Origin of the sequence: Pseudoalteromonas prydzensis, assembly GCF_001661495.1 — a bacterium.
GTDB classification, from domain to species: Bacteria; Pseudomonadota; Gammaproteobacteria; order Enterobacterales; family Alteromonadaceae; genus Pseudoalteromonas; species Pseudoalteromonas prydzensis.
In genome coordinates this window covers 72,808-99,351 of sequence record NZ_BDDT01000001.1, presented here as the reverse complement: position 1 = coordinate 99,351, position 26,544 = coordinate 72,808, and the positions used below count along the sequence as shown (strand labels likewise).

The window sequence follows — 26,544 nt, the reverse complement described above, 5'->3', positions numbered from 1 at the left end:
ATGATAGAGCATAAGCAACAGCTACAAGCATCCATCCTTGATCGATTGATTGACGATGAGCCAAATTTTCAAGATGCACCCTCGCGTACTGAAGGGATCACGATTAGTGAGCTTCGTAAAAATGTGCGCAGAGACATTGAAGCTTTGCTAAATGCTCGTATTCAATGGCACACCTGGCCTGCTCAGTATAATGAATTGTCTACGTCATGCTTATCCTATGGTTTGCCTGACTTTTCAAGTATGTCAGTGAGCTCTCATGAAGGACGGGCACTGTTATGTGAGACCGTCAGAAATACAATTTTAAAGTTTGAACCACGCTTTCTAGAAGTCGAAGTATTTACAGATGAAGATGTGCCAATAAACCGGGTGCTTAATTTAAGGATCAATGCCCTTTTATACGCGGATCCTGAGCCGGAATTTATTAGTTTTGATTCAGAAGTAGAGCCTGTGAACCTTGGCATGAAGATTATTGAGGCGTCATTATGAACGATGAACTATTAAAATATTACAATCGTGAATTAGCATTTGTGCGTCACTTAGGTAAAGATTTCTCTGAAAAATACCCAAAAGTAGCAGGTCGTTTAAAGCTGAGTGAGGATCATATTGAAGATCCACACGTATCGCGATTAATCGAGTCTTTTGCTTTTTTAACGGCCAACATTCGCCAAAAATTAGATGATAGTTTCCCTGAGTTGACGGATGCTTTACTAGGGCAAATGTTGCCTGATTACCAAGCGCCCATTCCGTCGATGTCAGTTGTTAAGTTAGAAGCTGAAAATTTATCTACGGCGGGCGTGGTTATTCCAAGAGCCAGTGAAGTTGAAACCAATGTTGAGTCTATGAAGCAGTGTAAGTTTCAGACATGCTATGAAACTTACTTATGGCCGGTAGAAATTACCCATGCTCAGTTTGATAACAGCCCATTTGTTGCGCCTAAACCTCGTTGGCACGAACGTGCTAAATCAATATTCAAGCTTGAATTAACGGGTGAATACAAAGGTGTATCACTGGCTGAAACAGGCCTTGAAAAACTGAGAGTGTTTATTAATGGGCAATGGCATCACACATTAAAAGTGTACGAATTACTTTTTAAGCACGCTATTGGTATAGCCATAGATAATGGTGAAGAAGGGATTAAATATTTATCAAAAAACCAGCTTAAAGCGGTTGGTTTTGAGCCGCATGAAGCCGTTGTTCCTTACTCGCAACGTTCATCTGGTGGTTATCGTTTACTTGTTGAGAACTTTACGTTTCCTGAGAAATTTCGGTTTTTTGAAATTGACGGTATCGCAGCTTCGTTACCTAAGTTATCAAACCGATGCGAAATTTATATTTACCTTGATACCGAGTCAAATGAGCTTGAAAAGCAAGTCGATAAGAACATGTTTTTGCTCGGCTGCACGCCTATCATTAACTTGTTTGAGCAAGAATTAGAGCCAATCCGGCCACAAATAAGTGAATATGAATACCAATTAACACCGCGTTATATGGACTCTGAGATCTCTGAAGTGATTGCCATTTCTGAAGTGATTGCGTTTGATCATAAAGGCAATAAACAAGTGGTCTCGCCTTTTTATGGTCAAACTCATCCAAAGTATCAAGGCCATAATGATTTATTTTGGCATATTCGCCGAGAAACAGCCTCATGGGCTGGAGGTTATGTAGAGTCAGGTACTGAGACTTTTATGTCACTTGTTGATGCTACATTTGAAAACAGTGCATTGGAATATGGTGAAGGTAACTCTGTTTTAACGGTAAGAGCGAAGTGCAGTAATAGGAACTTGCCTGCCAGTATGCCGTTTGGCGATGATGAATTAGGCTTATTAATGCCTGAGCGCGGGGACGTAATAAAAAAAATCCGTTGCCTCACTCCCTTTACTCATGCTGTTCGGCCAATTCTAGCCGATGCAACAAGATGGCAGTTAGTAAATCATTTAACGTTAGATACCTTCACTGGTGATGATGCTTGTAATCGATTAAAAGAAATTTTAAGGCTTTATGACTTTAGGGCGACGCCACAAAGTAAAGGTATGATTGATAATATTTATCGATTAAAAATAGCCCCTTCAACAGCACGAGTTGTACAACAGGGGCGGGTAAGTTTTGCTACGGGTAGTGAAATTGAAATCACATTTGCCAATGATGATTTCTCTGGTAGTGGTATGTTTTTCTTTGCTGCGATTTTAGATCATTTCTTTGCACAATTTGCTGCAATTAATAGTTACACACGCCTAAGTCTTAGATTGAAAGAGCAGGAACAAATCTATTATCAGTGGCCTGCGCGAGTGGGAGATAATCCACTTTTATGATCAAGCATCTAATTTCTCAAGCCTCACAAATTGATTTTTATAAAGCTGTTTTTATCGTTGAAAAGCAACTTAAAAAGCGTGGCTTAGAGTATCGCCATGTGGGTTACGATAGTAGCCCCAAGTTAGAGCTGATCAAATTTACGGCAACTCAAAAATTTGGTTATCCAGGTAATGCAATTACCAAGCTTGAAGAAATTGGCTTTGAAGACGGCTTACATAAAGTGCATATGCAAGTTTCGTTTATGGGCTTAACAGGGTGCTCTGGCGCATTACCACAGTTTTACAGTGAGTTGGTGATGCAGCGCTTACGTTATAAAGACACTACCATGCGTGATTTTTACGACATGTTTAATCACCGTTTAGTCTCTTTGTATTACCGTGCATGGAAAAAATATAAGCCGTCGCTTAATCATACTAACAGCGCTCGAAATAAAGATCCCTATACACAAATTTTGGGCTTGCTGAGTGGTGGTTATAACGAACACCAACTTTATTTTGCCGGTTTGTATAGCCGAAAAATCAGAAATGCAGCTGATTTACAAAACATTCTATCATCGTATTTAGATTGCCAGGTCACCATTAAGCAAATGGTTGGTCAATGGCATACTTTAGATGCACAAGAGCAAACCTGTTTAGCGAGCCAAGCGTTATATGAGGGCCAACATGCTCGCTTAGGCATAGATACAATGCTAGGTAAAAAAGTGTGGGATGCATCGTCGAACATTGAAGTAAATATTGCGACAGATGATCCACAAAAGGCCAAATTATTACTACCTAATGGAACGTTATTCAAATTAGCTAACAAAATTACCAAAGATTATGTGGGTAATGCCATTAATTTTCGTTTAGTCATTGAATCGCACTTTGCAAGCTTAGGTTCTGTATCGCTAGCGCAGAGTAATTGTCAGCTAGGAGCGAATAGTTTCTTAGCGGTACAGCATGACAAATTAAAATCAAACCCTACTAAGTTATCGTTTAAGGGATAATTAAAATTAAAAGGAACAGAGTATGTCTTCGATGACACTGAATAAATTAGTTGAAAAACTGAGTCCCGACTGCAGAAAAAGCCTTGAGGCGGCTGTTGCAATTTGTAATAGCCGCAGTCACTTTACGGTTGAACTTGAGCATTGGTTGCTCGCCATGGTCGAGCAGCAGCTTGATGATGTTAGGCTTATTTTTGGTTCATTTGATATCGACATTGATCAAGTGAAACAGGACTTAAATCAGTCACTTGAATCTTTCAAAACTGGGAGTGAGTCTTCGCCTAGTTTATCTGTGCATGTTACGAGTCTATTAAGACAATCTTGGTTAAGTACAAGTATAGAATTTACGGATCAGCAAATTCGCAGTGCATATGTTATTTATACATTAACGAAAGACGACACGCTAGCTAGTTTGGTTACCCGCTGTAGTAAGTTATTTAATAAAATTGATCCGGGCCAGCTGTTACATGCTTGGCCTGAAATAGTGGCGCAATCACAAGAGCGAAATCACGCAACGCAAAATGCGACTGCAGCACAAGCAAGCATGAATTCTAAAACACCAAACCTTGAACAATTTACGGTCGATCTCACAGCACAAGCACGCTCAGGTAAAATTGATCCTATTTTAGGACGAGATTTTGAAATTAGACAAATGATCGACATTTTAACCCGACGACGTCAAAACAACCCGATTTTAACCGGTGAAGCTGGGGTTGGTAAAACAGCGGTTGTCGAAGGTTTAGCACTTAGAATTGCGCAAAAAGATGTTCCCGCTGTACTGCAAAATGTAAAAATTCATAGCTTAGATTTAGCGCTTCTACAAGCCGGTGCTGGCATGAAAGGTGAGTTTGAGAATCGCTTAAAATCATTAATTAATGAAGTTAAGAACTCTGCTGACCCTGTTATCTTATTTATCGATGAAGCACACACAATGATCGGCAGTGGTGGTCAAGCAGGTCAAAACGACGCGGCTAATTTACTAAAACCAGCATTGGCACGTGGTGAATTACGTACAATTGCTGCAACCACCTGGGCAGAGTATAAAAAGTTTTTTGAAAAAGACGCCGCACTGACCCGCCGTTTTCAGGTTGTTAAAGTCGAAGAGCCAACACCAGAAAAAGCAGTGGCGATGTTACGTGGTTTAGTTCCTGTGATGGAGCGCCACCATAAAGTATTTATTTCTGAGCAGGCGCTAGAAAGTGCTGTTCATCTTTCGCATCGATACATCACAGCCAGACAATTACCAGATAAGGCCGTTGCACTTTTGGATACGGCCTGTGCCCGCGTTGCAATGAGCCAAGCGTCTACGCCTAATACAATAGAGCAATTAGTCAATCGTCTAAGTGTGATTGAAACGCAAATTAAAATGTTAAATCGTGAGCAAAAAACGGGCTTAGATCATTCTCAGCAGTTAGACGATTTAAAAGCAGAGCTTATAAGTATTGATCAGCAATTACAGCCGCTCAATGAACAATTTAAACTCGAGAAAGAAATTGTCTCAGAGTTAAATCAGGCACTTGAACTTGTAAATACGCAAGAGCAAGAAGCGTCACAAGAAATGCTTGAGTCACTTAAACTTAGTAAAGAAAAACTCGCCACGTTTGAGCAAAATATGGTGCACTGGCAGGTCAGTGAAGAACTTATAGCGCAAGTGATTTCAGACTGGACGGGTATTCCTGTCGGTAAAATGCATGAAGATGAAATTCACGGCATTTTGAACTTAGCAACGCATATGAAGCAACGGGTTGTAGGCCAAGATCATGCATTGGATTTAATTGCTAAAGTTGTGCAAACCTCTCGGGCGCAGCTTGCCGATGAAAGTCGCCCTAATGGTATATTTATGCTCGCAGGTCCAAGTGGGGTAGGTAAAACTGAGACCGCTTTAGCACTGGCGCAGGAAGTATATGGCAGTGAAGAAAATGTCACTGTGATCAACATGTCTGAATTTAAAGAAGAGCATAAAGTTTCATTATTATTAGGCTCGCCTCCAGGCTATGTTGGATATGGTGAAGGGGGCATTTTAACGGAAGCGGTTAGAAGAAAGCCTTATAGTGTAGTGCTATTAGACGAAATGGAAAAGGCGCATCCTGGTGTGCAAGATATCTTCTATCAAGTTTTTGATAAAGGCACCATCAAAGATGGCGAAGGGCGCGATATTGACTTTAAAAACACCATTATCATTATGACTTCAAATGTGGGTACAGATACCACTATGAGCCTATTTGAAGATGAAGAAAGTAAGCCAAGTATCAAAGGATTATCAAAAGCTCTGCAAGATGATTTACTGACTGCTTTCAAACCTGCATTTTTAGGTCGTATTAATGTAATTCCTTATATCCCATTAAGTGACGATATTCTTACAGAGATTGCAAAGATACAATTGGCTAAAATAATCAAACGTGTAGAGAAAAATTATAATGCAGTATTGACTTATAATAATGATGTTATTGATTATATAGTTGCAAATTGCCAAAACGCTGGCTCAGGCGCTAGGAATATTCATACAATATTGCAAAACAAAGTGTTACCAATGCTGTCTGAAGTCTTGCTTTTCAGTATGATTGAAAATAACGAAATTAATAATATATTGTTGAAAGTTAAAGATAATGAATTCGAGCTTAATATAGATTAAAATAAATTTATAAATAACTCGATAATAAGGTTGTTTATTAAGTTTTACGGTATTATAATTTTGGTGCCTTAAATCACTACATGGAATTTTGAGATATTGTCTTCATCTAAGGAAAGGATTTTTAGGGCCTTTTCATCGCAGTATTAGAGATAATGATTTCAAAGGAATTTTGGGAAACCAAAGAAAAGAATCCAGGCTAAATGGATAACATTGTTTAATAAAAAGGAGCATTATCAAATGCAAGCAAATACATATTTAAAGTACGGTTCAATTAAAGGCGAAACTACAGCTGAGTCTTTTAAAGATTTAATCACAGTATTATCTTTAGATTGGAACGTAAGCCGTGAAATTAGCGCTGCGACTGGTACAGCAATGGACCGTGAGTCTAGCTCTACTCGTCTTGGTGACGTAACAATTACTAAACTTCAAGACAAAGCATCTCCGGATCTTTTCAAAGAAGCAACAATTGGTAAAGGTCTTCCGGCTATTTTCCATATCACTAAGCAAGGTGATAAAGTTGAAGAAATCATGAAAATCGAACTTACTGATGCAATGATTTCTAGCTATTCAGTTTCAGTACAAAACGATCGTCCGATCGAAACAATCACTATCAGCTACACTGAAATGATGATGACTGTTACTCCTACTGATGACAAAAATAACATCACTGCTCCACTTGTATATGGTTACAGCGGTGTTAAAGGTCAACAAATGTAATATTTGTTGTCTAATAATGGCTCTGAGCATTGCTCAGAGCTTTTTTTGATCTCTAGGATGGGAAAAGCAAGGAATGCAAAAAGCTACACAAGATAAAAACGTAATTCAAATTAGCACCCCTGCTGGTAAAGATGCCCTTTATTTAACTCGCTTTGTTGCCCAAGAGGCAATGTCTGACTTATTTGTAATGTCTGCTAACATGTATACAATTGGCAAGCAGATAGCTCACGAAGACTTAGTGGGCAAACCTGTATCTATAAAAGTAAGAAATGCTGATGGTGGTGGTGAGCGTTATTACCACGGGATTGTTAGTCATCTTGTGTCGAACGGCAGCCGTACAGCCGATATTGACGAACAAAAGAATTATATTGATTATCAGGCTACGATTGTTCCATTTGCTGCTTCTATGCGAAACCGTAAGAACAGTCGTATCTATCAAAAGAAAACAGTTAAAGATATTTTTGCTGATTTATTTGGCCAGCATAATGTCGCCTTTTCAGATAAAACCAGCAAAACTTATCCAAAATACGAATACTGTGTTCAGTATCAAGAATCCGATTTTGATTTTATTCAGCGCTTGCTGCAGCAAGAAGGTATTTTTTATTTTTTCGAGCATAGTAATAGTGCTCATACTCTTGTATTAGCTGATGATATTACCGCTTATGAAGTATGCGATGAAAGTAAAGTTGAGTATTCAACAGGCCACCTAAGTACGTCACATATTTCGCGTTGGCAAGGTGGTTTGAGTTTAGCGCCTGGCAGCTTTAAGCGTGTTGGTTATGATTTTAAACAACCATCACGATACCCTGATGGTGAGCAAGCTAATCCTGAGTTACCAACACAATCAGTCTCTGAAGTATTCGAATATACAGGTGAAGCAGAGTGTCATCCGCGAGCTGCAAATTTAGCCTCAGTACAACTAGAGTCGCTACAACGCGACATGAAGTTATCAAGTGGCCGAAGTGATTGTCGCTCTTTTACTGTTGGTAAATTATTTAGTTTCAAAAAGCACGAAGATCCGAGATTAGAAGGTAAAACATTTGTTATTACCTCGATGATGACATCAATCACAGTACCAAACCAGTCCGGCGCACAGCAAGCTGGTGCAGAAGAAGTATATTCAAACCACTTTGAATGTGTACCAAAAGAAATTCCATACAGAGCACAAATTAATAAGAAAAAGCCTGTAATAAATGGTGTTCAGACCGCAATTGTCACCGGCGACAGCGCTGATGAAATCATGATTGACCAGTATGGTCGTGTAAAAGTGCAATTTGATTGGGACCGCGAAGGTAAAAAAGACTCTAAAAGTTCATGCTGGATCCGTGTTGCCCAAAACTGGGCAGGCAAAAAATGGGGCGCATTTTTCTTCCCCCGTGTAGGTCAAGAAGTCCTAGTTGATTTTATAAATGGCGACCCTGATCAGCCAATTATAAGTGGTGCCATTTATAATGCTGATTTAATGCCTCCTTATGCGCTGCCCGCTGAAAAAACACAAAGTGGTATTAAAACACGTTCGACCAAAGAGGGTGGAGCAGATAACTTTAACGAACTGCGTTTTGAAGACAAAAAGGGCAGTGAGCTCGTTTATATCCAGGCGGAAAAAGATAAACAGCTCTATGTTAAAAATGACCAAAATGACAAAACTGATAACGATCATAATGTCGAAATCGGTAATGATAATAAAGTCCTAATCGGCAATGATCGTACCGTAGACGTTGGCAATAACGATACTCTAAATGTAAAAACTAATCGTGTTAGTGAGATTGGTGATAACGATACGGTTAAAGTTGGTAAAACATTAAATATTGAAGCGGGTGATGAAATTGTAATAAAAACGGGCTCTGCGCAAATAAAAATGAGCAGCAGCGGAAATATTACAATTGAAGGCACTAATATCGATATTAAAGGCAGCAATATTAAAGTTGACGGTAGCGCAATTACATTGTCTGCTGGCATGATTAAGTTGAATTAGTGCAGATATGGAAATTATAAATGGCTTTAAATCTGGGGTTAGAAGTGGGATAAACAATAATGGATATGTTGTATATTGCCGTTATGGCCTTCCCCATTTAATTTGTTTACCAATAAATAGGCCAGATGATCCACTACTTAATCCTGCGTTAAGCCATTTGAAAGCATTGAATGGTTATTATGCTAAGCAGTTTTTTATTAATTTACACCCAGCTTTAAATAGCGCAGATATAGTGTCTGTTCTTTATCAGTATGTGATGCAAAGTTCAGTTTCACTTAATGATTATAGTCAAGCTGAATTAATCGAGCTTTTATCTTTTTTAACTGCACAAAGTAAGCTGCTAATTATTCCTCTGTATGAATAATACAGTCCTGTAAATGTGAATAATGCTGTTGCATAAATATTAATAAGACAAGGAGTCATAATGGGTAAGCCCGCCGCTACAATTGGTCACATGCATGTTTGCCCAAAAACCACGGGAACCGTTCCTCATGTTGGAGGCCCTGTGGTTGCAGGCTCTGGTAACGTATTAATTGGTGGTATGCCGGCTGCGCGTAAAGGCGATATGTTGGTATGTATTGGCCCTCCGGATAGTATTAAATCCGGATCAGGAAGCGTTAAAATTAATGGTAAGCCAGCGGCTAGAATGGGCGATGATAGTTCACATGGTGGAAAAATTGTTATTGGTAACCCTACTGTATTGATCGGTGGCTGATTTTGTTATCTATCTATTTAAGTGATCACCAAGCGCAGCTTATAAAAATTAGTAATGCCCAGCGCTGCCCGTTTACTTCTGTAGGTTATGTTAAAACACTGCAAAATAGGCTATTAGAGTCATGTTGGCTTACGGCTAAAAAAAAGCAAGTCGAGCAACGATTCATTCAGCCAAAATTAGAGCAACTAGTCTCGTTATTGAATGACGATATAAGCCCAGATACAATTTCACAAGCATGTATCGAGATCATGGCTAACTTGCCGCAAAATATTAATCTTATTTTTATTAATAATTTGCTTAAGGAGACTAGCTTACAAAGTGTTGCCAAGCTGATTATCCGTAAAGTGTTATTACAGCAGCATAGTTCTAATTTAATCACGTTAATTGACTTACAAACCTTATATTTTGCTTTTTCGACAAGTAAAAATCCAGCAATTCAAGCCCTTGTCGAAAGTGAATTGACAGTCTTTGTCGATGCTCAAACGGATTTAAACGACGTTGTCACTGGTTTTAATTTTTTGTGCCAAAGTGAGCTCGTTAACTCCCCGTTAATGTCACTTTTTTTATTGTCGTTATCTTGGGATCAGGTTAATGCGATCGGCAACCATGCCAGTCGAAACTTACCGACAGTGGATGTATTGCAGGTATTGTTACAAAGTGGCTTTGTTAAATTGCTGCCACTGGTCAATACATCGCTCAGTAAAGTAGAAAATCCAAGTAGCTTAATTGCCCTAATGAGAAGAATGTTAGGCGATAAGCTTGATTTGCTCGTTGATTTTGAAACGCAAATAAGAGCCTGGCAGGGAGATCAACAAGCATGTGCGGATTTTAAACAGCAGCTACAGCTCAATTGGCCAAAGCATGAGGAGCAGCTAGCCTCTTTGCGATTGGTTGCAGGGAATACTGTAACCGCCAAGCTTAATGCAATAGAAATCTCAGCAATGGATTGCTATAGCCAAGCGGTGTTTAATTTATACCGCTACTATCACCATTTGGCTGCTAAAAAGCTAAATGCAGGAGTATCGGCATGAAAGCTTTTAACGTTGCGATAGAATCTTTTTCGAGTCTGCATGAACATGATATCGATGAGTTATTATACGGTGAAACTAGGTCTGTTAATGAGCACTCCCGTTGGCAATCTTGGGATGCGTGTTTGTATGATTGCATAATAAAATCCAAAGAATTATTTGCAAAGCTTAAAGACCCACAAGCGCCATTAGTTTGGTTATTACCTGCGCTTGCTTATCAAGATGACCTTAAGCAACTTTTAACAAATAGTTTGAAACAGCTTTATCCAGAACATGTAAGCCACACATTCTTTTATGGTGCAGCTGGTGCGGCTGCATTAGTAACGTTAGCACGAAAAAATGCTTGGCAGAAAGTAAACGTAATAGCACTAGATGCAACGTTTAAAGTAAATAAGCAGGGAGAGTATAGCTATCAAGGTGTGGCCGGAATTCTCGCTGTGGTTACTGCTAAAAACACAGGGTGGATGCAAACAAGTCATCATTTAGCGCCTTCAATTGATTTTGCTAAACATGATCAGTTACCAAGCATACTTGAAAAAATAGCACAAACTGCGCAACCCACAATAGAGGTTATTTTTGCCCCAGGAAATGGCATTGAGCCTGAAAGTGACGTGTGGTTAAACAGTTTACAGTTACTTGACCAAGTAATAAATGAACAAACACATTATGAATTACCTAACTATAAATTAGGAAAAATGGGTGCCTTAGAAGGAATTGTCAATTTATATCAATTGACCACAAGCCCCGCGATTGTTGAACGCTATACGCATGCGTTGGTGATTTCGCAAGTGCAAGCAAAATATCAAGCCGCGGCATCATACTTATGGATAAGTGAGGAAGTACACAACAATGCAAAGTAATATCGTTGTTTTACAAGGAGCAAGTTACCCTGTTTGTTTTGTTGCTGGGAAAGGATCAGCACCACCGGGTTACTTTAGTGTTGTTGCTAATACCCAAGATAGTGCAAAAGCTCAAATAGCCCAAATTGGCGGTACATTGAGTGCTGATGTAGCAAAGCGACTTGATCTTATAAATCTGTTAAATAGTGTGGGAGCTCACTGTCCACGCAGTGCATCAGCGCGAGAAGCCGCCAGTGTGCTTAGCCAAGCATTAATTGCTGGCAGTGTGAACTGTTATCATCAAAAAGCAAAATCAGCGCTTCAGGTTAGCGATAATACAAACAGTGGTAGCGCAAGCGGCTCTGGTAAAGCAAATAAAAAGTCAGGCAAAAATGGGACTACTAAAGCGTCAGGTAAAAGTGCTACACAGGCCCCTGTAAATAAAACCGGTGCTGCCAGCAGCACAGCTGCCAGTGAAACGCCCATCGATCAACAAGAGTGCCGCTCTGATCCCGTTTCAATGCTATCAGGGGAAGAGATCCTCCCGTTAATCGATTTTACACTTGCAGGCAGTAAACAATTAATTTGGCGACGTTTATATCGCTCATCGCACGCTGATATATGCAGTACTATGGGTAATGGTTGGCGCCATGACTTTATGGTCAATTTAACGGAGCATTATTTACCGCCACCGATCGTTGGGCCAAAACAAAAAGGCACCTACTGGTTAGAGTACCAAGATGAGCACGGCGCTAAGCACCGCTTTGAAAAAGTAAAGCCAGGCCAATCCAGCTACCAACTAAGCAGTAACCTTGCGTTGCATTACCAAACCAATGGTAAGCAAGTGTTGGTCACACCTGATGATCAGCATTTAACCTTTAAAGCAGGTGAGAATTCTTGGTTGCTGGAAAAGATAATCAACGAAAAAGGCCAAAGCATTCAGTTTTACTATGATGCGAAAGAACGCCTTTATCGTATTGAAGTAAACAAAGCGCGTGGTTGTATACTTAGTTATAACCAGCAAGGCTTGTTAAGCAAAATAGCGCCTTACCACACAAATGAAAACAACAAACAGCAATTGCTATCACCACTATTAGCAAGCTATGAATATGATGAAAACAACAACCTTATACACGCTACAAATCAACAAAATGAGGTTGAACGTTACACCTATAACGCCGCTAATTTATTAACAAAACGAACCCGAGCCAGTGGTTTTAGTCATCACTTTGAATGGGATAGTTATTCTCCAAGCGCTAAATGTATAAAACAATGGGGTGATAACAACACCTACACCTATGAGTTTGAATATAACCCTGAGATAGGTGAAACAACCTGTATAGATTCTCATGGGAATAAAGAGCATTTTGTTCATAATGCACAAGGTAAATTAGTTAAACGCACCGACCCGAATGGCAATGTATGGCAGTACTCATACAATGCTCAAGGGCAAAAAATAGCGGAAATAAAGCCTGATAACAGCCAAGTAAAATTCAGTTATACGGCTTATGGCCAATTGGAATCAATAACTCAGCCTGATGGCAGCCAAACTCATTTTGCGTATAACCAATTAGGCCAACGAGTATTAACCACGTTACCTGATGGCCAAACAATCGCGCGCAAGTACAGCGTTGCAGGCTTGCTGCAAAGCGAAACCTTTGGTGACGGCCGCACTGCACTTTATAGCCACGACAAATTAGGGCAATTAACTCAGCACGTAGATGTAACAGGGCAAATAACCAAGTTTGTGTGGAATGAGCAAGGAGAATTACTTGCTAAACATCACAATGATGAACTTGTTCGCTACAGCTATGATAAGTTGGGCCGTGTAAATGCGACAATAAACAATGCCGGGCTGCTTACTCAGTATAAATACAACGACCACGGGCAACTAACGCAAACCATCGCCTTTGACGAAAAAGACCCTGCACACAAACAGCATCAGCATTTTAGTTATGATGAAGCAGGTCGGTTGATTAGCTCGCAAAACAGCAAGGGTGACACCACAGAGCAACACTTTGAAGGGCTAAGTCAGCCCCATTGTGTTATTCAGCCCGATGGCAGTGCGCTGCATTTAACCTACGATAAAGAGCGTAACTTAACTGCCATTGAGCGCAGCGACGGCCATGTATATCGTATAAGTTACGATGCCAACGAAAATCCAACGCAAGTTATTGGATTTGATGGCACATTGCAGCGTTATAAATACGATGCCTGTAACCGTTTAACGTCGGTTACACAAAGTGATAAACGCCATGTAAAAATAGAGCGTGATAAATTAGGTCGTGTAACTGCGCAGCATGCAAGTTTGGCAACTGATACGCACATCGTTAATAACGCCAATTACTACAGTTATACTTTACAAGGCAAAATTGCTCGTGCCCATAATGCGCAATCAACTTTAAAACAGCAGTTTGATAAAGGCGGCAGGCTGCTACGTGCTGAACAAGTGCATAATCAGCAACAAGCGCATACCCTCAAATACAGTTACGATGAATATGGCAGAAGGCAATCCCTTACTTTGCCAGACTCAAGCAAACTGAATTACAGTTATAATAAATTTGGTCAGCTAAGTAGCATTCATTTACAACAAGCCAATAGCACAGTTAGTACTGCACAGCCGCTCGTAACATTAACTTACGACAGCCAAGGTAATATTCAAACTCAACAATTTGGTAATACTGTAACCCTTACCCAACAATTTGATGTATTTAACCGCTTAACACAGCAGCAGTTAACCCATCCTGCGCAGGCGTTATTTGATACCTGTACGTACAACTACGACAGTGTTAACCAACTTATTGCCCGTAAAGAGGAAGGCGTTAGTAGTCATAACATTAATTTTGAGTACAACAGCCTAGGCCAGTTAATTCAGCAAAACCTTGCAAGCTCTGAGGTTGATAAAACCGCGCAATACCAGTGGGATAGCTTTGGTAACCCAGTTAGTCAATTAAAAATTCAAAATAACGAATTAGCCGAACAACAAGCTACTCAGCCAAATGATAATAGCGATATCATCAATAAGGTTGAAAGTAACCAATCTGAAAGCAAAATTAATGTAATTCATAGTGAGTATAACGATTCAAGTGCTGAAGCGCTTGCTAGTGATTTAAGTGATAATGATGCTGTTATTACAGGCATAACTGATGCCGACCGTTTAACCCACTTCGGCGATAGCGATTTTCATTACGATGAATTTGGTAACCAAATACGCGAAACCGGTAAAGGTATAAAAACCCGCCGCGAGTACAACGCGTTTAACCAGCTAAGTTGCTTTAATAATAACGGCACGCTTACTCAATACGACTACGACCCACTCGGGCGTCGTATCGCTAAGCACACCGAGCAGGGCAAAATTGACTACATTTGGGATAACGACCAGTTAATTGGCGAATACCAACACGGTGAATATACTTGGTATATCAACCTGCCGAATCAATTTCACCCAGTCGCACTGATTAAACAAGGCGAGGTGTACTACTACCACCTAGACCAATTGAATACCCCACGTTTTGTAACCAACAACAAAGCAGAAGTAGTATGGGAAAACCAAGCGGATGTGTATGGTTATGAGGAGTCAGAGGTAAGCACTACAAATAACTTCACTCAGCCAATCCGCTTTCAAGGGCAATATTTAGACGAAGAGAGCGGCTTACATTACAACCGTTATCGCTACTACAGCCCTAAACAACAACGCTTTATAAACCAAGATCCAATTGGCTTAGTGGGTGGCATAAACCACTATCAGTATGCACCAAATCCAGTGAATTGGGTAGATCCGATGGGGTTGAGTTGTAAGGAAAATGCTTGGAATGCATTTCAGAAAATGACAAAAGGGCATTTCAGTAATAGTAGTGAGGCATCAGTCAGCTATCAAAAAATGAAAGAAGTTGAGGCTTTACCTATGGGGGAAAAGCCTGAGGTATCAAGCTATCTACCACAATCATACATTGACTCACATTCTCAGCTATTTAATGAACTAGGAGGTGCTTTCATTGTTGTTGGTAGCTGGACGGAGAATGGCAGGCATGATTCATTACCGCCACGTAAATTTGTTGGTTTAGAGCCTGAAATGAGCAAGTTAATAAGTAAGTATGAAAGCTCTGGTGGTGATTGGAGAGTATTGAGAGATGAATTAAATCTTGGCAGTGATGTAAACTTAGAAAATGATAGCGTCCTCTATATTCAGGTTGAACCGAAAGATACACGCTTTTCTTATGAAATGCCTACGGGTAATGAGTTTGGAGCTATTCCGGGTGAATGGGTGCCTGGAGGAAAAACTAAGTCAGGAACAAGGGAAGCTGCATTAATTGGTTCTGAAAAAGTAGTACATAATAAAAGTCTTGAAGGTTTTGAAAAGTCTTTTTCTAAAACTAAAATAATTAAAAAAGGTAAATGAGTTTATGGACAAAGTTAAAGAGGTAAGTTTAAAAGAGTTTTTTCTTTTGGTTGATAAAAGTGACACAAAAGTGTGTAAGACTTGTACAAAAGAGTTATATTTGAGTTGGGGGAATATAACAAAAGAAATGGATCAAGCCCTGAATGTGATTGGAGCTTTTTTAAATTCAGATTGTTATATAAATAAAAATGGTTATACGGAATTTCATCTGGAAGGTACAAACTACTGGAGTGAAAGTGCACCAATCGCGATCGCATATTATCCGTACCATGAGTCAAAAATAAGAGTGTGCAATGAATGTTCTGCTGTTTTTTTAAATTACACTGATTACTCTGGTCATGCACCACAAAATAGGGTTAGGTTGGTTAGAAAAAACTTAATAGTACTTGATGACTGTGATTTTGATCTAAATATAAAGGGATAAAATCTTGACTTCGAACACTAAAAATAACAAAGACAGCTATCAAAAATTTATATTTTAGCAACGCTCTTTAACAACACGGATGTTTTAAAGGTTTGGGCACCTTTACCAGGGTCACGTTAATATTATGAAAATAAAAAGAGTGTTTAATAGAGGTGGTGGCTCACCTAGTACAACCCTGTCATGGGTCTATGAAGGAGAGCTAATTGAAATAAACTTTAGCTTTGATGCAAGTGCTGTGTTTTCTAAAAAACTAAACTTAGTTTTTGTTGAAGCATATGCCGATATGGAAGTTCAGCTTTTAAGTTAAATGGTGAATTTGTTGAAAAATACAAAATTGCTACTTTAGAGTATTATAGCTTCCGCGGTTTAAATCAAAACATGGATTCTAAAACAGGAGTTTCATTATTATTCCACCCAAATACTAACGAAGTTGGTAATGAATGGGGAGATACAGAGCAATATGAATTTATTATGGGAGATAACACTCTCGGTAAGTTTTTAGATATATATAGATGATGGTCATTTTAATGGCTTCATATCTATTTAGAAATTGTAACCATGTCGGTAGGGGGAGGCTGTAAAATAATATAGTCGATTTCCATCAAAAGGTTCAAAACTTTAATAGTATCAATATAAATGATTTAAAAAGTATTTTTATAGAAAAGGGATTTTATGTTCAACTTAAATATGACTGCAAGTGTTGGGTTAAAATCAGCAAATAAATCGGCTGACGTACAACTGATACGTTCACTCTTAAATGCTTATGCACGTAAAACGGGATTATCTCCTATTGCAAATAGTAAGGTAGATAGTAACTTTATAGATTTAATTCAGCACTTTCAAAAAAGAATTATAAAAATGGGTAATCCAGATGGTATTGTTTCTGCAAATCGAGGGACTTTTAGAAAGTTAGTTGAGTTTTTGTTTAGTACTTATACTACGGTTTCAATAACTAAACCAACTTATGGCATTTTAACATGGGATGCAGAAGGAACCGAAGGTGGGATTTATCATAGCCGCTGTTTTCATGTTCCATCTAATAGGTCTGGGCTAACCATTGGTCGAGGTTATGATATGCGTGATAAGACATTTTCCAAAGTTAGTGGTCATCTTATTCAAGCGGGTATCGATAATAAAGTAGCTAACGTTATAGCCCTTGCTGCAGGTGAAATGGGTAATACAGCTAAGCAGTTTGTTATAGAAAAAGACTTACTTGATTTTGAAGTATCAGCACAGGTGCAATTAAAGCTATTTGAAATTGTTTATAAAGAAATGGAAGCTGATGTAAAGCGGATATGTAATAAAACTATAACAAGTCAAACATATGGAAAAACAGATTGGCTAAATTTAAACTCGAAGATAAAAAACGTCCTGATAGATTTAAGGTTCAGAGGAGATTACCACCCTGCAAGCCGTAAAGTTTTACAAAAACATGTTGCGAATAATGATTTAATTTCTTTTAAAGCTGAAATTAATAAAAGTGCTAACTGGAGTGGTGTTCCACTAACTAGGCAGCAGGCTCGGACTAAGTATATAAATTCATAGGTGTTTGATGAAACTAATAATTACTAGCGTATATTTTATTTTAATTTTCTTTTGTACTGACTCTGAAAGTAATGATGACAAATCTTATGTGAGCCTTGATGTTATAGAGATGAATGTGGAAAGGGTTAATGATAACTTATTCCGCTGGATAAAATTTCATCCTGATAGCGAGTTCCCATGTTTAAGATTAGAGATTTTAGAAGCAGGTAGTAATGCGCTTATCAAACGAAAGAATATTTGTAACGTGTATGATGAAGCTTTAAAAGTTACACATGATTTTAAAAAGTTATCATTTTTAGATACCTACAATCTGAGTGTTGAATCTCAGACTCTAACATTTGAGTTGGAGCTATCTCTACTAAGCCAAAATGTGGTTAATATGAATTGTTCAATTAAGATTGAAAATACAGACTTTTCGCCACTTGTTTGTCACCGTTCAGAGTCAGAGTAGTTGGGATAAAGTGTGGTGAGAATACCGTCCACATTTGTGGATGATTTTAATGATTCAAGTTTTAATGGACATATATTTAACATTTTAAATGTAATAACGGCTCCAAACTATCTAAAATAATTACTTAAATAAGTAGGTATGGTTTGGTACGTTTCAAAAAAACTCAAGAGTTTTGATTAGCTAAAATTTAAAGTTAGGTCTATGGGGACGGTTTTAATGGCTAAAGGTACCGAAATCTTTTTATTATTTCCCCCATGGAAGCTTTTGCGTAGGTTCTTATTAGTAACAATCATTTTACTTTTGGGTACGGTTTATTCAGGAATGACATTGTTAACACAGTACTTTGATACAAGTCCAGAGTGGCTGTTGGGCATTTTGTTTTCCGTTGGAATTATGTTTTGCCTTATAAATTTTAAAGTTAGCCAGGGCTCTTTCCTATGTGTAAATATATTAAAATACTATGCTGTATTTTTAGCTTTGATTTGCTTACCGTCTTTTATAATTTTAGAAGGAAGTAGTTATCATATTGCTACGGTTACCAATATAGCTTTTATGCTGCTGTCTTTTTATCTAATTAAGGGAAATAAATACCAAGGCTTAATTAAATATCAATATAACTTTTTTAAAGCTATAAAAGATGCTCGGGCCGCTGTTCAAAAAGAGATGGCTAAAGGAAATAAAAGGAAGAAAAAGTAAGGCAGTGTAGCTTTGCTTACTTAATTTAAATACTGAGGAACATAATGAAAAATGGGGTGACGAGTATGTAAGTCGCGCAATGTCACTATGGCGTGAAGTTAAGGAGTGTTATTCAAAAAGTGAAGAATGTAACTTCACTGCACAAGAGCTTTTATTTGCAATGAGCTATGAATATGCAGTTGCTCCTTACAGCTCTGAGAATAATAACGCTATTGAATTTTATAGATGGTGTTTTGAAAATTTAAATAAAAAACAAGGATAGGTAATGAATAAAATAAACACGGATGTAAATTATAGAACAATGGCCGGTAATGCTCGTTTAGTTATGTTAGGCGAATCAAGCCATAATCCCGCTATTTATAAATTTGAGGCGATAAAAGCACTCAAGGAACTTAAAAAGTAGGTTTTACTCATTTTGCCATGGAAATGTTACCTCGCTCTATGCAAGATAAAGTTGAGTTTTATCAACGCACAGGCAGTGGCTTCAATTTTATTCAGCAATACTTTGATGAATACTGGGCTAGGGGTTATTTAGTACCTCAAGCTTATGGTGAATTAGTCAAAGCCGCTAGAGAAGTAGGTTTAAAAATTATAGCTCTGGATTTGACCTTAGAAGAAATGGATGCTTCCTGTGGTTTTGATTATGCTGAAGCAAAAAAATGCTTTGATAGTCACACAGTAAGGAATCTGGTTTGGGCTCAAAATATAAATGCTATTTTAAATCAGTCGAATCAAAACCGTGTAGTTGCTTATATGCATCGCTGGCATGCAGTAAGGGCTGCTGGTTATCAGGAGGGGTTAGATACTCTTGTTAAGGTGGGTGGCGTATCAACAATCAGGTTTATAGATTTTATTGGTGGTACAGCCTGTTATTCGCAAAGGAGTTGCAAAGGTTACTCAGATGAAAAAGCAGAGCTTAAACGTCAATACTTTTATAGAGAAGGCTTTCCATTTAAAAGTGCAGTGAAAAGTTATCAAGTTCATTTACCAGAGAGTGGCATTTAATCAAAGGGATACAGTTATGAACCAAATAATTGTGATTATCTTGTGCTTTTCAGTGGTGCTATGCCCCCGATCTTTTGCCGGAACTTTTTTCCCAAAGCATGATATTAATGATCCTAATTTATCTAATGATACTGTGATGCTGCAATGCAAAAAAAGTTTGATGTATGCGCCTAGCCAGCTCGAAATGTGGTGCGAAAGAGCTTATGAAGTGGGGTACTGGCAGGCACTAGAAGTTATAGGCCTACATACAGGTGATGGAAGCCGCTATATCGCTGAAGCTCAAAAACATGCTGAAAATGACGAACCTGATGGGATTTTAGCATTAGCTTTTGCATATGAGTCCGGACGTTTTGTTCCCCAGAATTTGCATAAATCGATTACTTTATATAATCAATACTTAAACGACAACAAGGGTATCGAAGAAGAAAAAATGAGAGTAGCAGGTACTCATGAAGATCTTTATTTGATATATACAGAATTAGGTAATTTTGAAAAGGCAGCTGAACATAAACGTTTTTTTGATGAAAATAATTATATTGAAAATAAAGACGCTATATTGAAAAAACAAATGAATGAAGCAGGCATATCTGTAGATTCAGAACAATAAATTACGATTGTAGTAATTTATAGATTTATCAATACGAAAAATTTAATTGAAATTAGCAAGGAGCTATAAACGCCAAACTTAAGGCGCTATAGAAATAACTATGGAACAACAAAACCAACAAACACTGACCAACCTTGTATACGATATTTACGAGGACCCTGCCTTAATCGAAGAGCATCAACCGCTTATACAGCCTTTACTGAGCGATTTAGTCGCAAGTGCTCCTGCTGGCTTTGAAGGCATGGCGGCAATGATTAATACTCACATTTCAAATGGCTTTAAATTTAAAAATCCTAAAATACAAAAATTTGAGCTTGAGTCTGGGTTATTAAAGCTTAAAACCTACTTTCAAAAGATAAATTGTTAACCGTTTTAATTATTTAAACTCTGAGATTGGCAGAGAGAACTGAAATAACTAATCAAGGATGATTAATGACCCTTATAAATACCTGTATTTTAATGCTGTTTTTACAGCCGTTATTTGTTTATGTTGCTTTATTTACAGATGAAATAGACTTAAATGAAAACACCAGCAATCCAAATAGTGACCCGTTTAACCTCGCATTTTTAGTTATGACCCCTAGCTTTGCTTATTTTTATATGGAGCAATTTTGGTACGCGTTTGGGTTGTTAGCATGTGTGAGTTTTTTTGGGCTTATATTAGCAAAAATTGTAGAGCCTAAAGCTAAACGTCGTTTAGAGGTGCAACGCATTGGGATGTTTGTTTTTGTTTGGTTATTTATGTTTGGTATAGGGTATTGGCTTATAGGTTTATTTTTTGACTCTCCTACTCAAGGCGCTAATGCTGTAGAGGCTCCTGAATCTGCGGTTTCTTATTATGAAAAATTTTGGCCTTCCTTGTATTTTTTAGCATTAATGGTAGTGACCTTAGTGCTAAAAATTGTCGAGTATAAGTTCTCATTAAAAGAAGCACTATCAGGTATCCTCATCATAATCAGCGCTGTATTAATGGGTATTTCACCATTATTTGGAGAAGCTTATATTTTGGGATTAATTGCTAACTTTTTTATCTTTTTCATATTTTGCTCTGCGTGTATTGAAATAGATAAAATTAGCGATGCATCGGGCGGCGCTATTGCTTTTTTATATGGCTATATATTGATGATGGGGCTTGGGTTTAGCATTATTTGTAAACTTGTTTATGAAGTTTTCTTTTAGTGATTAGCTTTATTTTTGATTGTTTTTTGCTCTTTATGCTTGCAGTTAATGCTGTCCCTAATTAGACTGTATTTTAGTTAAGCGGCAATACTATTAAGTTTAATTGTTATCGATTTAGAGCCTAAAGCGGGATTTAAGAGCATATAAAAAGTGTACATATAGGTATTGATTTAGGAGGGATATACTTTGTTATCTCGTTTAAAAGTTTATTCATTAGTGATTGTATCTATTACAGTTATTTTATTTACTTCAACACAGGCTTTGGCAGATATGTTTGGTTTCTTTAATAAACAAGAATTTGTTTTATCAGCTCCTGTAAAAGGGCGGTTATTGAATGGTGGGCAGGGCGTTGCTAATACTAAAGTTGTTCGTTCACTCACTTATGGTGATGAATATGTAGATGAAGCAACTACGGATGAGAATGGTTATTTTGCTTTTGCAGAAAAGACCATTAAAACAGCTAAACCTTCCAATATGTTTGATAATGAATCGTTGATTCAGCACATCTATTTAGAAAATGGCACTCCAGAAGGCATTGTACTTTGGTATGTAACAGTATCTATGCATGAAGGTAGCGATACCTTAACCAACTTACTTGCAGATCTCACGTGTGATATTGCAGATAAGCCGCAAACATCTGATATACCAATTGCCGAAGCGACAGAGCACTTTTTTACTATCTATGGCGCATGTAAAATTTAACTTTTACCAACTCATTTAAAGGGAATTTTATGAATACTTTAACACCTACTCAAGCTGTACAAATGGCATTACTTGCCTACAAAGCAAAAAGTATTAAAAGTACAACCTTGTTAAACAACTCTTTGCATCCAGCTTTACGTGGAAATTTTAATTTTGGGGTCAATCCTGAAGCTGTGCAGGGGATCTCGGGTGGGTTTTTCTCTCACTTATTTGGTTTAAGTACAGGCTTTGGTTTATTAGGTCATGGTCAAGGAGCCTATCAAGGGGATTCAGTGATCACCATACGTGGTACAGCTTCGCTTCGAGATGGTTTGACCGATGGTAACTTTGGTTTAAGCGGTGGCAGTAATGGCAGTATGGTCCATGCTGGATTTAATAAAACCTTTTACAGTATGAAGCCTGCACTACAAGAGTTCGTTGCTGCAAATATAAGAGATAAAATGACCGGCTGTGTACACATTGTTGGTCACAGTTTAGGTGGTGCGCTGGCGACTCTTTCAGCGGACTGGATCAAAGCTGAATACTCTTTACCGGTAAAACTTTACACATTTGGTTCGCCAAGAGTCGGTCTTGATAATTTCTCTCGAGCTGCCACTTCAAGAATTGATAAAATTTACCGTTGTACACATGGAGCTGATCCAGTAACAAAAGTACCTTTATGGCCATTTTCACATGCACCATATAATGGCCAGGAAATTCGGCTTGATAGTGGTCAGGGGCTTAAAGGAGCTGCGCACAAGCTAAGTGGCACACCTGGCTACGTTAATACCGCCAGCAGTAATGATTGGGGAAATTTAACCGTTCGTGCTAATCATTTTTTAAGTACCCCTGTACGGTTAAATTTTGAAGACAGAAACCAAGCTTCATTCAATTCGCATTGGGCTGATAAGTTAGGTGCTGCGCTAGTAACGTTATTAAAAGATGCCGGATATTATAGTGCTGTAGCAGCGCAGGCTGCAATTGGTACCGGTTTAACGTTTTACGATATGTTAGCGCGAACGCTTGATAAAATAGCCAAAGCCTCAGCGTCTTTTGCATCGCAAACATTAGGGCTATTGGGCCATATGTTAGTGTTTGCTGGTAAAGTTATTAGCAAGGCAGTAGAGTTAACTTTCAGCTTTATTAAATCGGTATTCGATTCAACATTAGGTGCTTTATACAATGCGGCAAAAGCAGGTTTAAATGGCCTAGATTGATTCTTGAAAAGGGCTGTTTAGTTAAAAGCAGCCCTTGCTAACACGCCTAACAGTTAATCCAAGTTATAGCGCTCTGCATATCTTAACTGCTGATTTTTATTTAAAAATAACCTGTTTGTTACTGCGAGTGTAAATACGCTTTTCAGGTTTTGTCCATTCACCCTTTTTTAAATAAGAAGTCGATACTACAAATTGGCCATCTTTAAAATCACTGGTTGATTTTACTTTTGTGATCCCTTCTTTAGAACCTGTTACTGTTTCGTACGCTACAAACTGAGTCGGACTCAATACGTTCATGGTGCCCTGCGTATAAAAACCTGCCGTGGTGAAGTAATAAAATACCAATGATTGTTTTTTGCTGTCCCAAAAAATCATTGATTCACCGCCGTATTCTCCTTCATTGATAGAGTGAGCAGTTCGAATCGCTTTACCATTGAGCGCGCGTTCCCAGCGGCCTACATCTTGAATCTTTGGTTTGTTATCACCCACATCAAAGTCAGCTTGCCATGTGCCAAGGTAAGGTTTAAATACTTCCAGCTCTGGCGCCAAATCAGCCGATTGGGCGTGGATAACGCCTGCGCAGAACAAGCAAAAGGTTAGTAAAAGTGTTTTTAGATATGACATAATTGCAGCCTATTTTTGGTGTTGTTTTATTGTAGTATAGGCGAGAGTTCATTGATTAAAAAAACATTGCTGTTATTTTCTGGTAGTTTTTTAGCTGTCTTACTGATTGGCGGGCTGCTTGGCTATTGGCCTTATTTTGTAGCGAGTATTTACGGCATTATGAGTAGTATTACTTTTTTGGTGTATAAATGGGATAAACGTTTAGCGATAGAATCAACAGACCAGCCGATCAGAGTACCGGAGCGTAGTTTACATATTTTAGCCTTATTATGTGGTTGGCCTGGCGCGCTTATAGCGCAGCAATGGCTAAGGCATAAATCACAAAAGCGAGTATTTATAGCAGTGCTTTGGCTAATAATTTTGATTAACTGCAGCGCGTTAGCTTGCACCTATTATTGGCAATTTATCTAGTTTCGTGCATTATCAACTGACATAGAAATCATACCCTTTGGCTTATGCGTATTCTCTATCGCGGTTATCATTGTATTTTAAAGTGCATCGTTATCTTTATTGGTATTCCAAATCCACTTTTATATCAAGGCATTGCGGGGTTTAAACAATGGCTGCTATTACTTAAACCCGTTAGGCCTATTTTTGTTGTAACCGATAACACGTTAAAAAATTTAAAGGTGATTGAGCCTATTCTTATTCACCTCGATGAACAGCAAATCCCTTGGCAGTTATTTAGTGATGTGAATGCGAACCCTACAGTCAGCAATGTTGAAGACGGGTTATTACTTTATCGAGAGTATCAATGTGACTGTATTATCGCGATAGGTGGAGGCTCAGTGCTTGATTGCGCTAAGTTAATTGCTGCTCGGTCAGTTCAACCAAATAAGTCAGTGGCTCAACTTAAGGGCTTGTTTAAAGTTATTAAAAAACTTCCAACTTTGTGCGCTATCCCAACAACCGCAGGAACTGGCTCAGAGACAACGGTAGCAGCAGTAGTGAATGACGCTAATGCGCAGCAAAAATATGCAGCAACAGATTTTACTTTAGTACCAAGTGATGCAGTATTGATCCCTGAGCTTACTCAATCAGTGCCCGCACATATAACAGCAGCTACAGGTATTGATGCGCTTACGCATGCAATTGAAGCCTATGTGGGTATCAATGGTTTGGCATTTAGTGATGAGCGTTCATTGATGGCTATTGACCTTATTTTAAAAAATTTACTCATTGCATATAAAAATGGTGGTGATTTAACCGCGCGTGAAAACATGCTATTGGCTTCATTTTATGCGGGTCAAGCATTCACTCGTGCATCGGTTGGTTATGTTCATGCCATTGCCCATCAGTTTGGCGCATATTATGGAACGCCACATGGCTTAGCTAATAGCGTGGTCTTAATGTCTGTTTTGCGCTTTTATGGGAGTACGATAGATAATAAATTAGCGGAGATTGCTGATTATTGTCAGTTAACCTGCTTAGAGCAATCACCCGCCGAGAAAGCCGCTACGTTTTTAGCTACACTCGAGCAGTTACTCACTGACTTGGCTATTCCACTTAATTTAGAAGAAGTTAAACGTACTGATATTCCTTTATTAGCAAAGTCAGCTATAGCTGAAGCGAACTGGAATTACCCTGTACCAAAGTTTATGAACGAAGCGCAGTGCCAAGAGATTATTAGCAAAGTCACCACTGATAAATAAAGCAACCTACCAATCATCGATTGGAAGGTTGTCACTATAATTAGCGTTTTATTTGTGCTTCGGGCTGGTTTAGTAATTTAAGAATAGGGTTATGGTCAGTTATTTTTGACTTAAGTACAAAGCCAATTAACAAACCTGCGATAAAACCTCCAATATGAGCCCCATAATCAACACCGTCGGGCGCTGCAAACATGCCAAAAATGTTGATTGCTAACCAAATAACAAAGAACCACACTGCTGATAGTTTCTTTTGGCTTTAGATTATATTCAACGGGCATTTGCGTTAAAAACTGAAATAAATAGGTTTTCCAACAAATTGTTTTATTTAGCATTGCGAGGCTTGCTTTGAGTCCAAGGCTATTCTCGACACTTTCTAATTGATCTTTTTCAATCCAACTACCATCGCAGTGGCGGCATACATCAATCTCAGTATGAAAATCTTCTAACAGACGGTAGCGCTCAAGATTCTTACTGCAATAAGGGCAGTCAAGCTTTGAAATACCTAATGCTTCACCAAAATGAGTTTCGTATTTTTCACCAACTGGCCCTTCGTTGATCTCAGCAATCATGCGGTTTACTTCATTTTTTCAAACCATAAACCACCACACTCACGGCAGATATCTATTTCCTCCCCCTGACCTGATATTGAGTAACATCCAAAGGGTGATCTTTGCAGTGTGGGCAGCGTTTAGTGGGCATTATCAGCCTCCTTTAATGAGCCGATAATAATATCGTTTTGTTTTAATTCTTGTTGTAAATTTAAAGCACTAGATTTTAATTGTGGTAGTGTTTGTTGGATCGGTTCCAATTGATATCTCCTTTATCACTTTGCTTCCTTTTTGAGCACAGTAGACTACTTGAACTCT

At 38.4% G+C, this 26,544-nt stretch carries 30 protein-coding genes; 27 read left to right on the top strand and 3 right to left on the bottom strand.

The features are described 5' to 3' along the window. The 25 genes from tssE to A7968_RS00315 all read left to right on the top strand — a co-directional run bounded on the left by tssE (position 1) and on the right by A7968_RS00315 (position 23,402). A complete protein-coding gene (tssE, locus tag A7968_RS00425) occupies positions 1 to 486 on the top strand; it encodes a type VI secretion system baseplate subunit TssE (protein ID WP_064664610.1) in 486 nt (161 codons plus the stop codon). Further along, entirely contained in the window at positions 483 to 2,309 is a 1,827-nt protein-coding gene (gene tssF, locus A7968_RS00420) for a type VI secretion system baseplate subunit TssF (protein WP_064664609.1), read from the top strand. The genes tssE and tssF overlap by 4 nt, the downstream gene beginning before the upstream one ends. Continuing rightward, on the top strand, positions 2,306 to 3,295 hold the full coding sequence (tssG, locus tag A7968_RS00415; RefSeq protein WP_064664608.1) for a type VI secretion system baseplate subunit TssG: 990 nt from the start codon (positions 2,306 to 2,308) through the stop codon (positions 3,293 to 3,295). The genes tssF and tssG overlap by 4 nt, the downstream gene beginning before the upstream one ends. A 22-nt stretch (positions 3,296 to 3,317) precedes the next feature. Further along, entirely contained in the window at positions 3,318 to 5,924 is a 2,607-nt protein-coding gene (tssH, locus tag A7968_RS00410) for a type VI secretion system ATPase TssH (protein WP_064664607.1), read from the top strand. Positions 5,925 to 6,161: 237 nt separating this feature from the next. Then, on the top strand, positions 6,162 to 6,641 hold the full coding sequence (locus A7968_RS00405) for an Hcp family type VI secretion system effector (protein ID WP_024032870.1): 480 nt from the start codon (positions 6,162 to 6,164) through the stop codon (positions 6,639 to 6,641). 73 nt (positions 6,642 to 6,714) lie between these two features. Next, positions 6,715 to 8,616: a type VI secretion system Vgr family protein gene (locus A7968_RS00400; protein ID WP_064664606.1), complete on the top strand. Its 1,902-nt coding sequence runs from the start codon at positions 6,715 to 6,717 to the stop codon at positions 8,614 to 8,616. Between the two features lie 7 nt (positions 8,617 to 8,623). Further along, positions 8,624 to 8,980 (top strand): hypothetical protein, encoded by a 357-nt coding sequence (locus A7968_RS00395; protein ID WP_064664605.1) that lies wholly within the window; start codon positions 8,624 to 8,626, stop codon positions 8,978 to 8,980. Between the two features lie 60 nt (positions 8,981 to 9,040). Beyond that, positions 9,041 to 9,331 carry a PAAR domain-containing protein gene (locus A7968_RS00390; RefSeq protein WP_064664604.1) on the top strand — a complete coding sequence of 97 codons (291 nt, stop codon included), beginning with the start codon at positions 9,041 to 9,043 and terminating at the stop codon, positions 9,329 to 9,331. Between the two features lie 2 nt (positions 9,332 to 9,333). Beyond that, positions 9,334 to 10,362 (top strand): hypothetical protein, encoded by a 1,029-nt coding sequence (locus A7968_RS00385; protein ID WP_064664603.1) that lies wholly within the window; start codon positions 9,334 to 9,336, stop codon positions 10,360 to 10,362. Then, positions 10,359 to 11,219 carry a hypothetical protein gene (locus tag A7968_RS00380; protein ID WP_064664602.1) on the top strand — a complete coding sequence of 287 codons (861 nt, stop codon included), beginning with the start codon at positions 10,359 to 10,361 and terminating at the stop codon, positions 11,217 to 11,219. Before A7968_RS00385 ends, A7968_RS00380 begins: the two co-directional genes overlap by 4 nt. Continuing rightward, the gene (locus A7968_RS00375) at positions 11,209 to 15,597 is read left to right on the top strand and encodes an RHS repeat-associated core domain-containing protein (protein ID WP_227008962.1); all 4,389 of its coding nucleotides are present in this window, start codon (positions 11,209 to 11,211) and stop codon (positions 15,595 to 15,597) included. Before A7968_RS00380 ends, A7968_RS00375 begins: the two co-directional genes overlap by 11 nt. A gap of 4 nt (positions 15,598 to 15,601) precedes the next feature. Next, entirely contained in the window at positions 15,602 to 16,021 is a 420-nt protein-coding gene (locus tag A7968_RS00370) for a hypothetical protein (protein WP_064664601.1), read from the top strand. Between the two features lie 124 nt (positions 16,022 to 16,145). After that, entirely contained in the window at positions 16,146 to 16,328 is a 183-nt protein-coding gene (locus A7968_RS00365; protein ID WP_064664600.1) for a hypothetical protein, read from the top strand. 71 nt (positions 16,329 to 16,399) lie between these two features. Then, positions 16,400 to 16,537, top strand: coding sequence for a hypothetical protein (locus A7968_RS23080; protein WP_157586602.1), 138 nt, complete (start codon positions 16,400 to 16,402; stop codon positions 16,535 to 16,537). Positions 16,538 to 16,693: 156 nt separating this feature from the next. Next, positions 16,694 to 17,566: a DUF8812 domain-containing protein gene (locus A7968_RS00360; RefSeq protein ID WP_064664599.1), complete on the top strand. Its 873-nt coding sequence runs from the start codon at positions 16,694 to 16,696 to the stop codon at positions 17,564 to 17,566. Between the two features lie 7 nt (positions 17,567 to 17,573). Further along, positions 17,574 to 18,017 (top strand): hypothetical protein, encoded by a 444-nt coding sequence (locus A7968_RS00355; RefSeq protein WP_064664598.1) that lies wholly within the window; start codon positions 17,574 to 17,576, stop codon positions 18,015 to 18,017. Positions 18,018 to 18,233: 216 nt separating this feature from the next. Next, positions 18,234 to 18,713 carry a hypothetical protein gene (locus tag A7968_RS00350; protein ID WP_084447944.1) on the top strand — a complete coding sequence of 160 codons (480 nt, stop codon included), beginning with the start codon at positions 18,234 to 18,236 and terminating at the stop codon, positions 18,711 to 18,713. 79 nt (positions 18,714 to 18,792) lie between these two features. Further along, the gene (locus A7968_RS00345; protein ID WP_227008963.1) at positions 18,793 to 18,975 is read left to right on the top strand and encodes a hypothetical protein; all 183 of its coding nucleotides are present in this window, start codon (positions 18,793 to 18,795) and stop codon (positions 18,973 to 18,975) included. 3 nt (positions 18,976 to 18,978) lie between these two features. Continuing rightward, entirely contained in the window at positions 18,979 to 19,116 is a 138-nt protein-coding gene (locus A7968_RS23475; protein ID WP_227008964.1) for a hypothetical protein, read from the top strand. Between the two features lie 17 nt (positions 19,117 to 19,133). Next, on the top strand, positions 19,134 to 19,718 hold the full coding sequence (locus A7968_RS00340; protein WP_244270395.1) for a hypothetical protein: 585 nt from the start codon (positions 19,134 to 19,136) through the stop codon (positions 19,716 to 19,718). Between the two features lie 16 nt (positions 19,719 to 19,734). Next, positions 19,735 to 20,325, top strand: coding sequence for an SEL1-like repeat protein (locus A7968_RS00335; RefSeq protein ID WP_064664596.1), 591 nt, complete (start codon positions 19,735 to 19,737; stop codon positions 20,323 to 20,325). Between the two features lie 100 nt (positions 20,326 to 20,425). Next, positions 20,426 to 20,692, top strand: a complete 267-nt coding sequence (locus tag A7968_RS00330; RefSeq protein ID WP_064664595.1) for a hypothetical protein — start codon at positions 20,426 to 20,428, stop codon at positions 20,690 to 20,692. A gap of 65 nt (positions 20,693 to 20,757) precedes the next feature. Further along, positions 20,758 to 21,504: a hypothetical protein gene (locus A7968_RS00325; protein WP_064664594.1), complete on the top strand. Its 747-nt coding sequence runs from the start codon at positions 20,758 to 20,760 to the stop codon at positions 21,502 to 21,504. Positions 21,505 to 21,690: 186 nt separating this feature from the next. Continuing rightward, on the top strand, positions 21,691 to 22,206 hold the full coding sequence (locus A7968_RS00320; RefSeq protein WP_064664593.1) for a DUF6795 domain-containing protein: 516 nt from the start codon (positions 21,691 to 21,693) through the stop codon (positions 22,204 to 22,206). Between the two features lie 29 nt (positions 22,207 to 22,235). After that, on the top strand, positions 22,236 to 23,402 hold the full coding sequence (locus tag A7968_RS00315) for a lipase family protein (protein WP_064664592.1): 1,167 nt from the start codon (positions 22,236 to 22,238) through the stop codon (positions 23,400 to 23,402). A 96-nt stretch (positions 23,403 to 23,498) separates the two neighbouring features. Here the strand turns inward: A7968_RS00315 and A7968_RS00310 are convergent, their stop codons facing one another. Further along, on the bottom strand, positions 23,499 to 24,026 hold the full coding sequence (locus A7968_RS00310; protein WP_064664591.1) for a hypothetical protein: 528 nt from the start codon (positions 24,024 to 24,026) through the stop codon (positions 23,499 to 23,501). Between the two features lie 51 nt (positions 24,027 to 24,077). On the opposite strand from A7968_RS00310, the gene A7968_RS00305 reads away from it, so the two are divergent. Continuing rightward, positions 24,078 to 24,437 carry a DUF1294 domain-containing protein gene (locus A7968_RS00305; RefSeq protein ID WP_064664590.1) on the top strand — a complete coding sequence of 120 codons (360 nt, stop codon included), beginning with the start codon at positions 24,078 to 24,080 and terminating at the stop codon, positions 24,435 to 24,437. Positions 24,438 to 24,481: 44 nt separating this feature from the next. Then, on the top strand, positions 24,482 to 25,678 hold the full coding sequence (locus A7968_RS00300) for an iron-containing alcohol dehydrogenase (protein WP_064664589.1): 1,197 nt from the start codon (positions 24,482 to 24,484) through the stop codon (positions 25,676 to 25,678). A 40-nt stretch (positions 25,679 to 25,718) separates the two neighbouring features. On the opposite strand, the gene A7968_RS23470 is transcribed toward A7968_RS00300, so the two are convergent. Continuing rightward, positions 25,719 to 25,871: a rhomboid family intramembrane serine protease gene (locus tag A7968_RS23470; RefSeq protein WP_244270394.1), complete on the bottom strand. Its 153-nt coding sequence runs from the start codon at positions 25,869 to 25,871 to the stop codon at positions 25,719 to 25,721. After that, on the bottom strand, positions 25,846 to 26,247 hold the full coding sequence (locus tag A7968_RS23465) for a zf-TFIIB domain-containing protein (protein WP_064664588.1): 402 nt from the start codon (positions 26,245 to 26,247) through the stop codon (positions 25,846 to 25,848). The genes A7968_RS23470 and A7968_RS23465 overlap by 26 nt, the downstream gene beginning before the upstream one ends. Positions 26,248 to 26,544 lie beyond the last annotated feature (297 nt).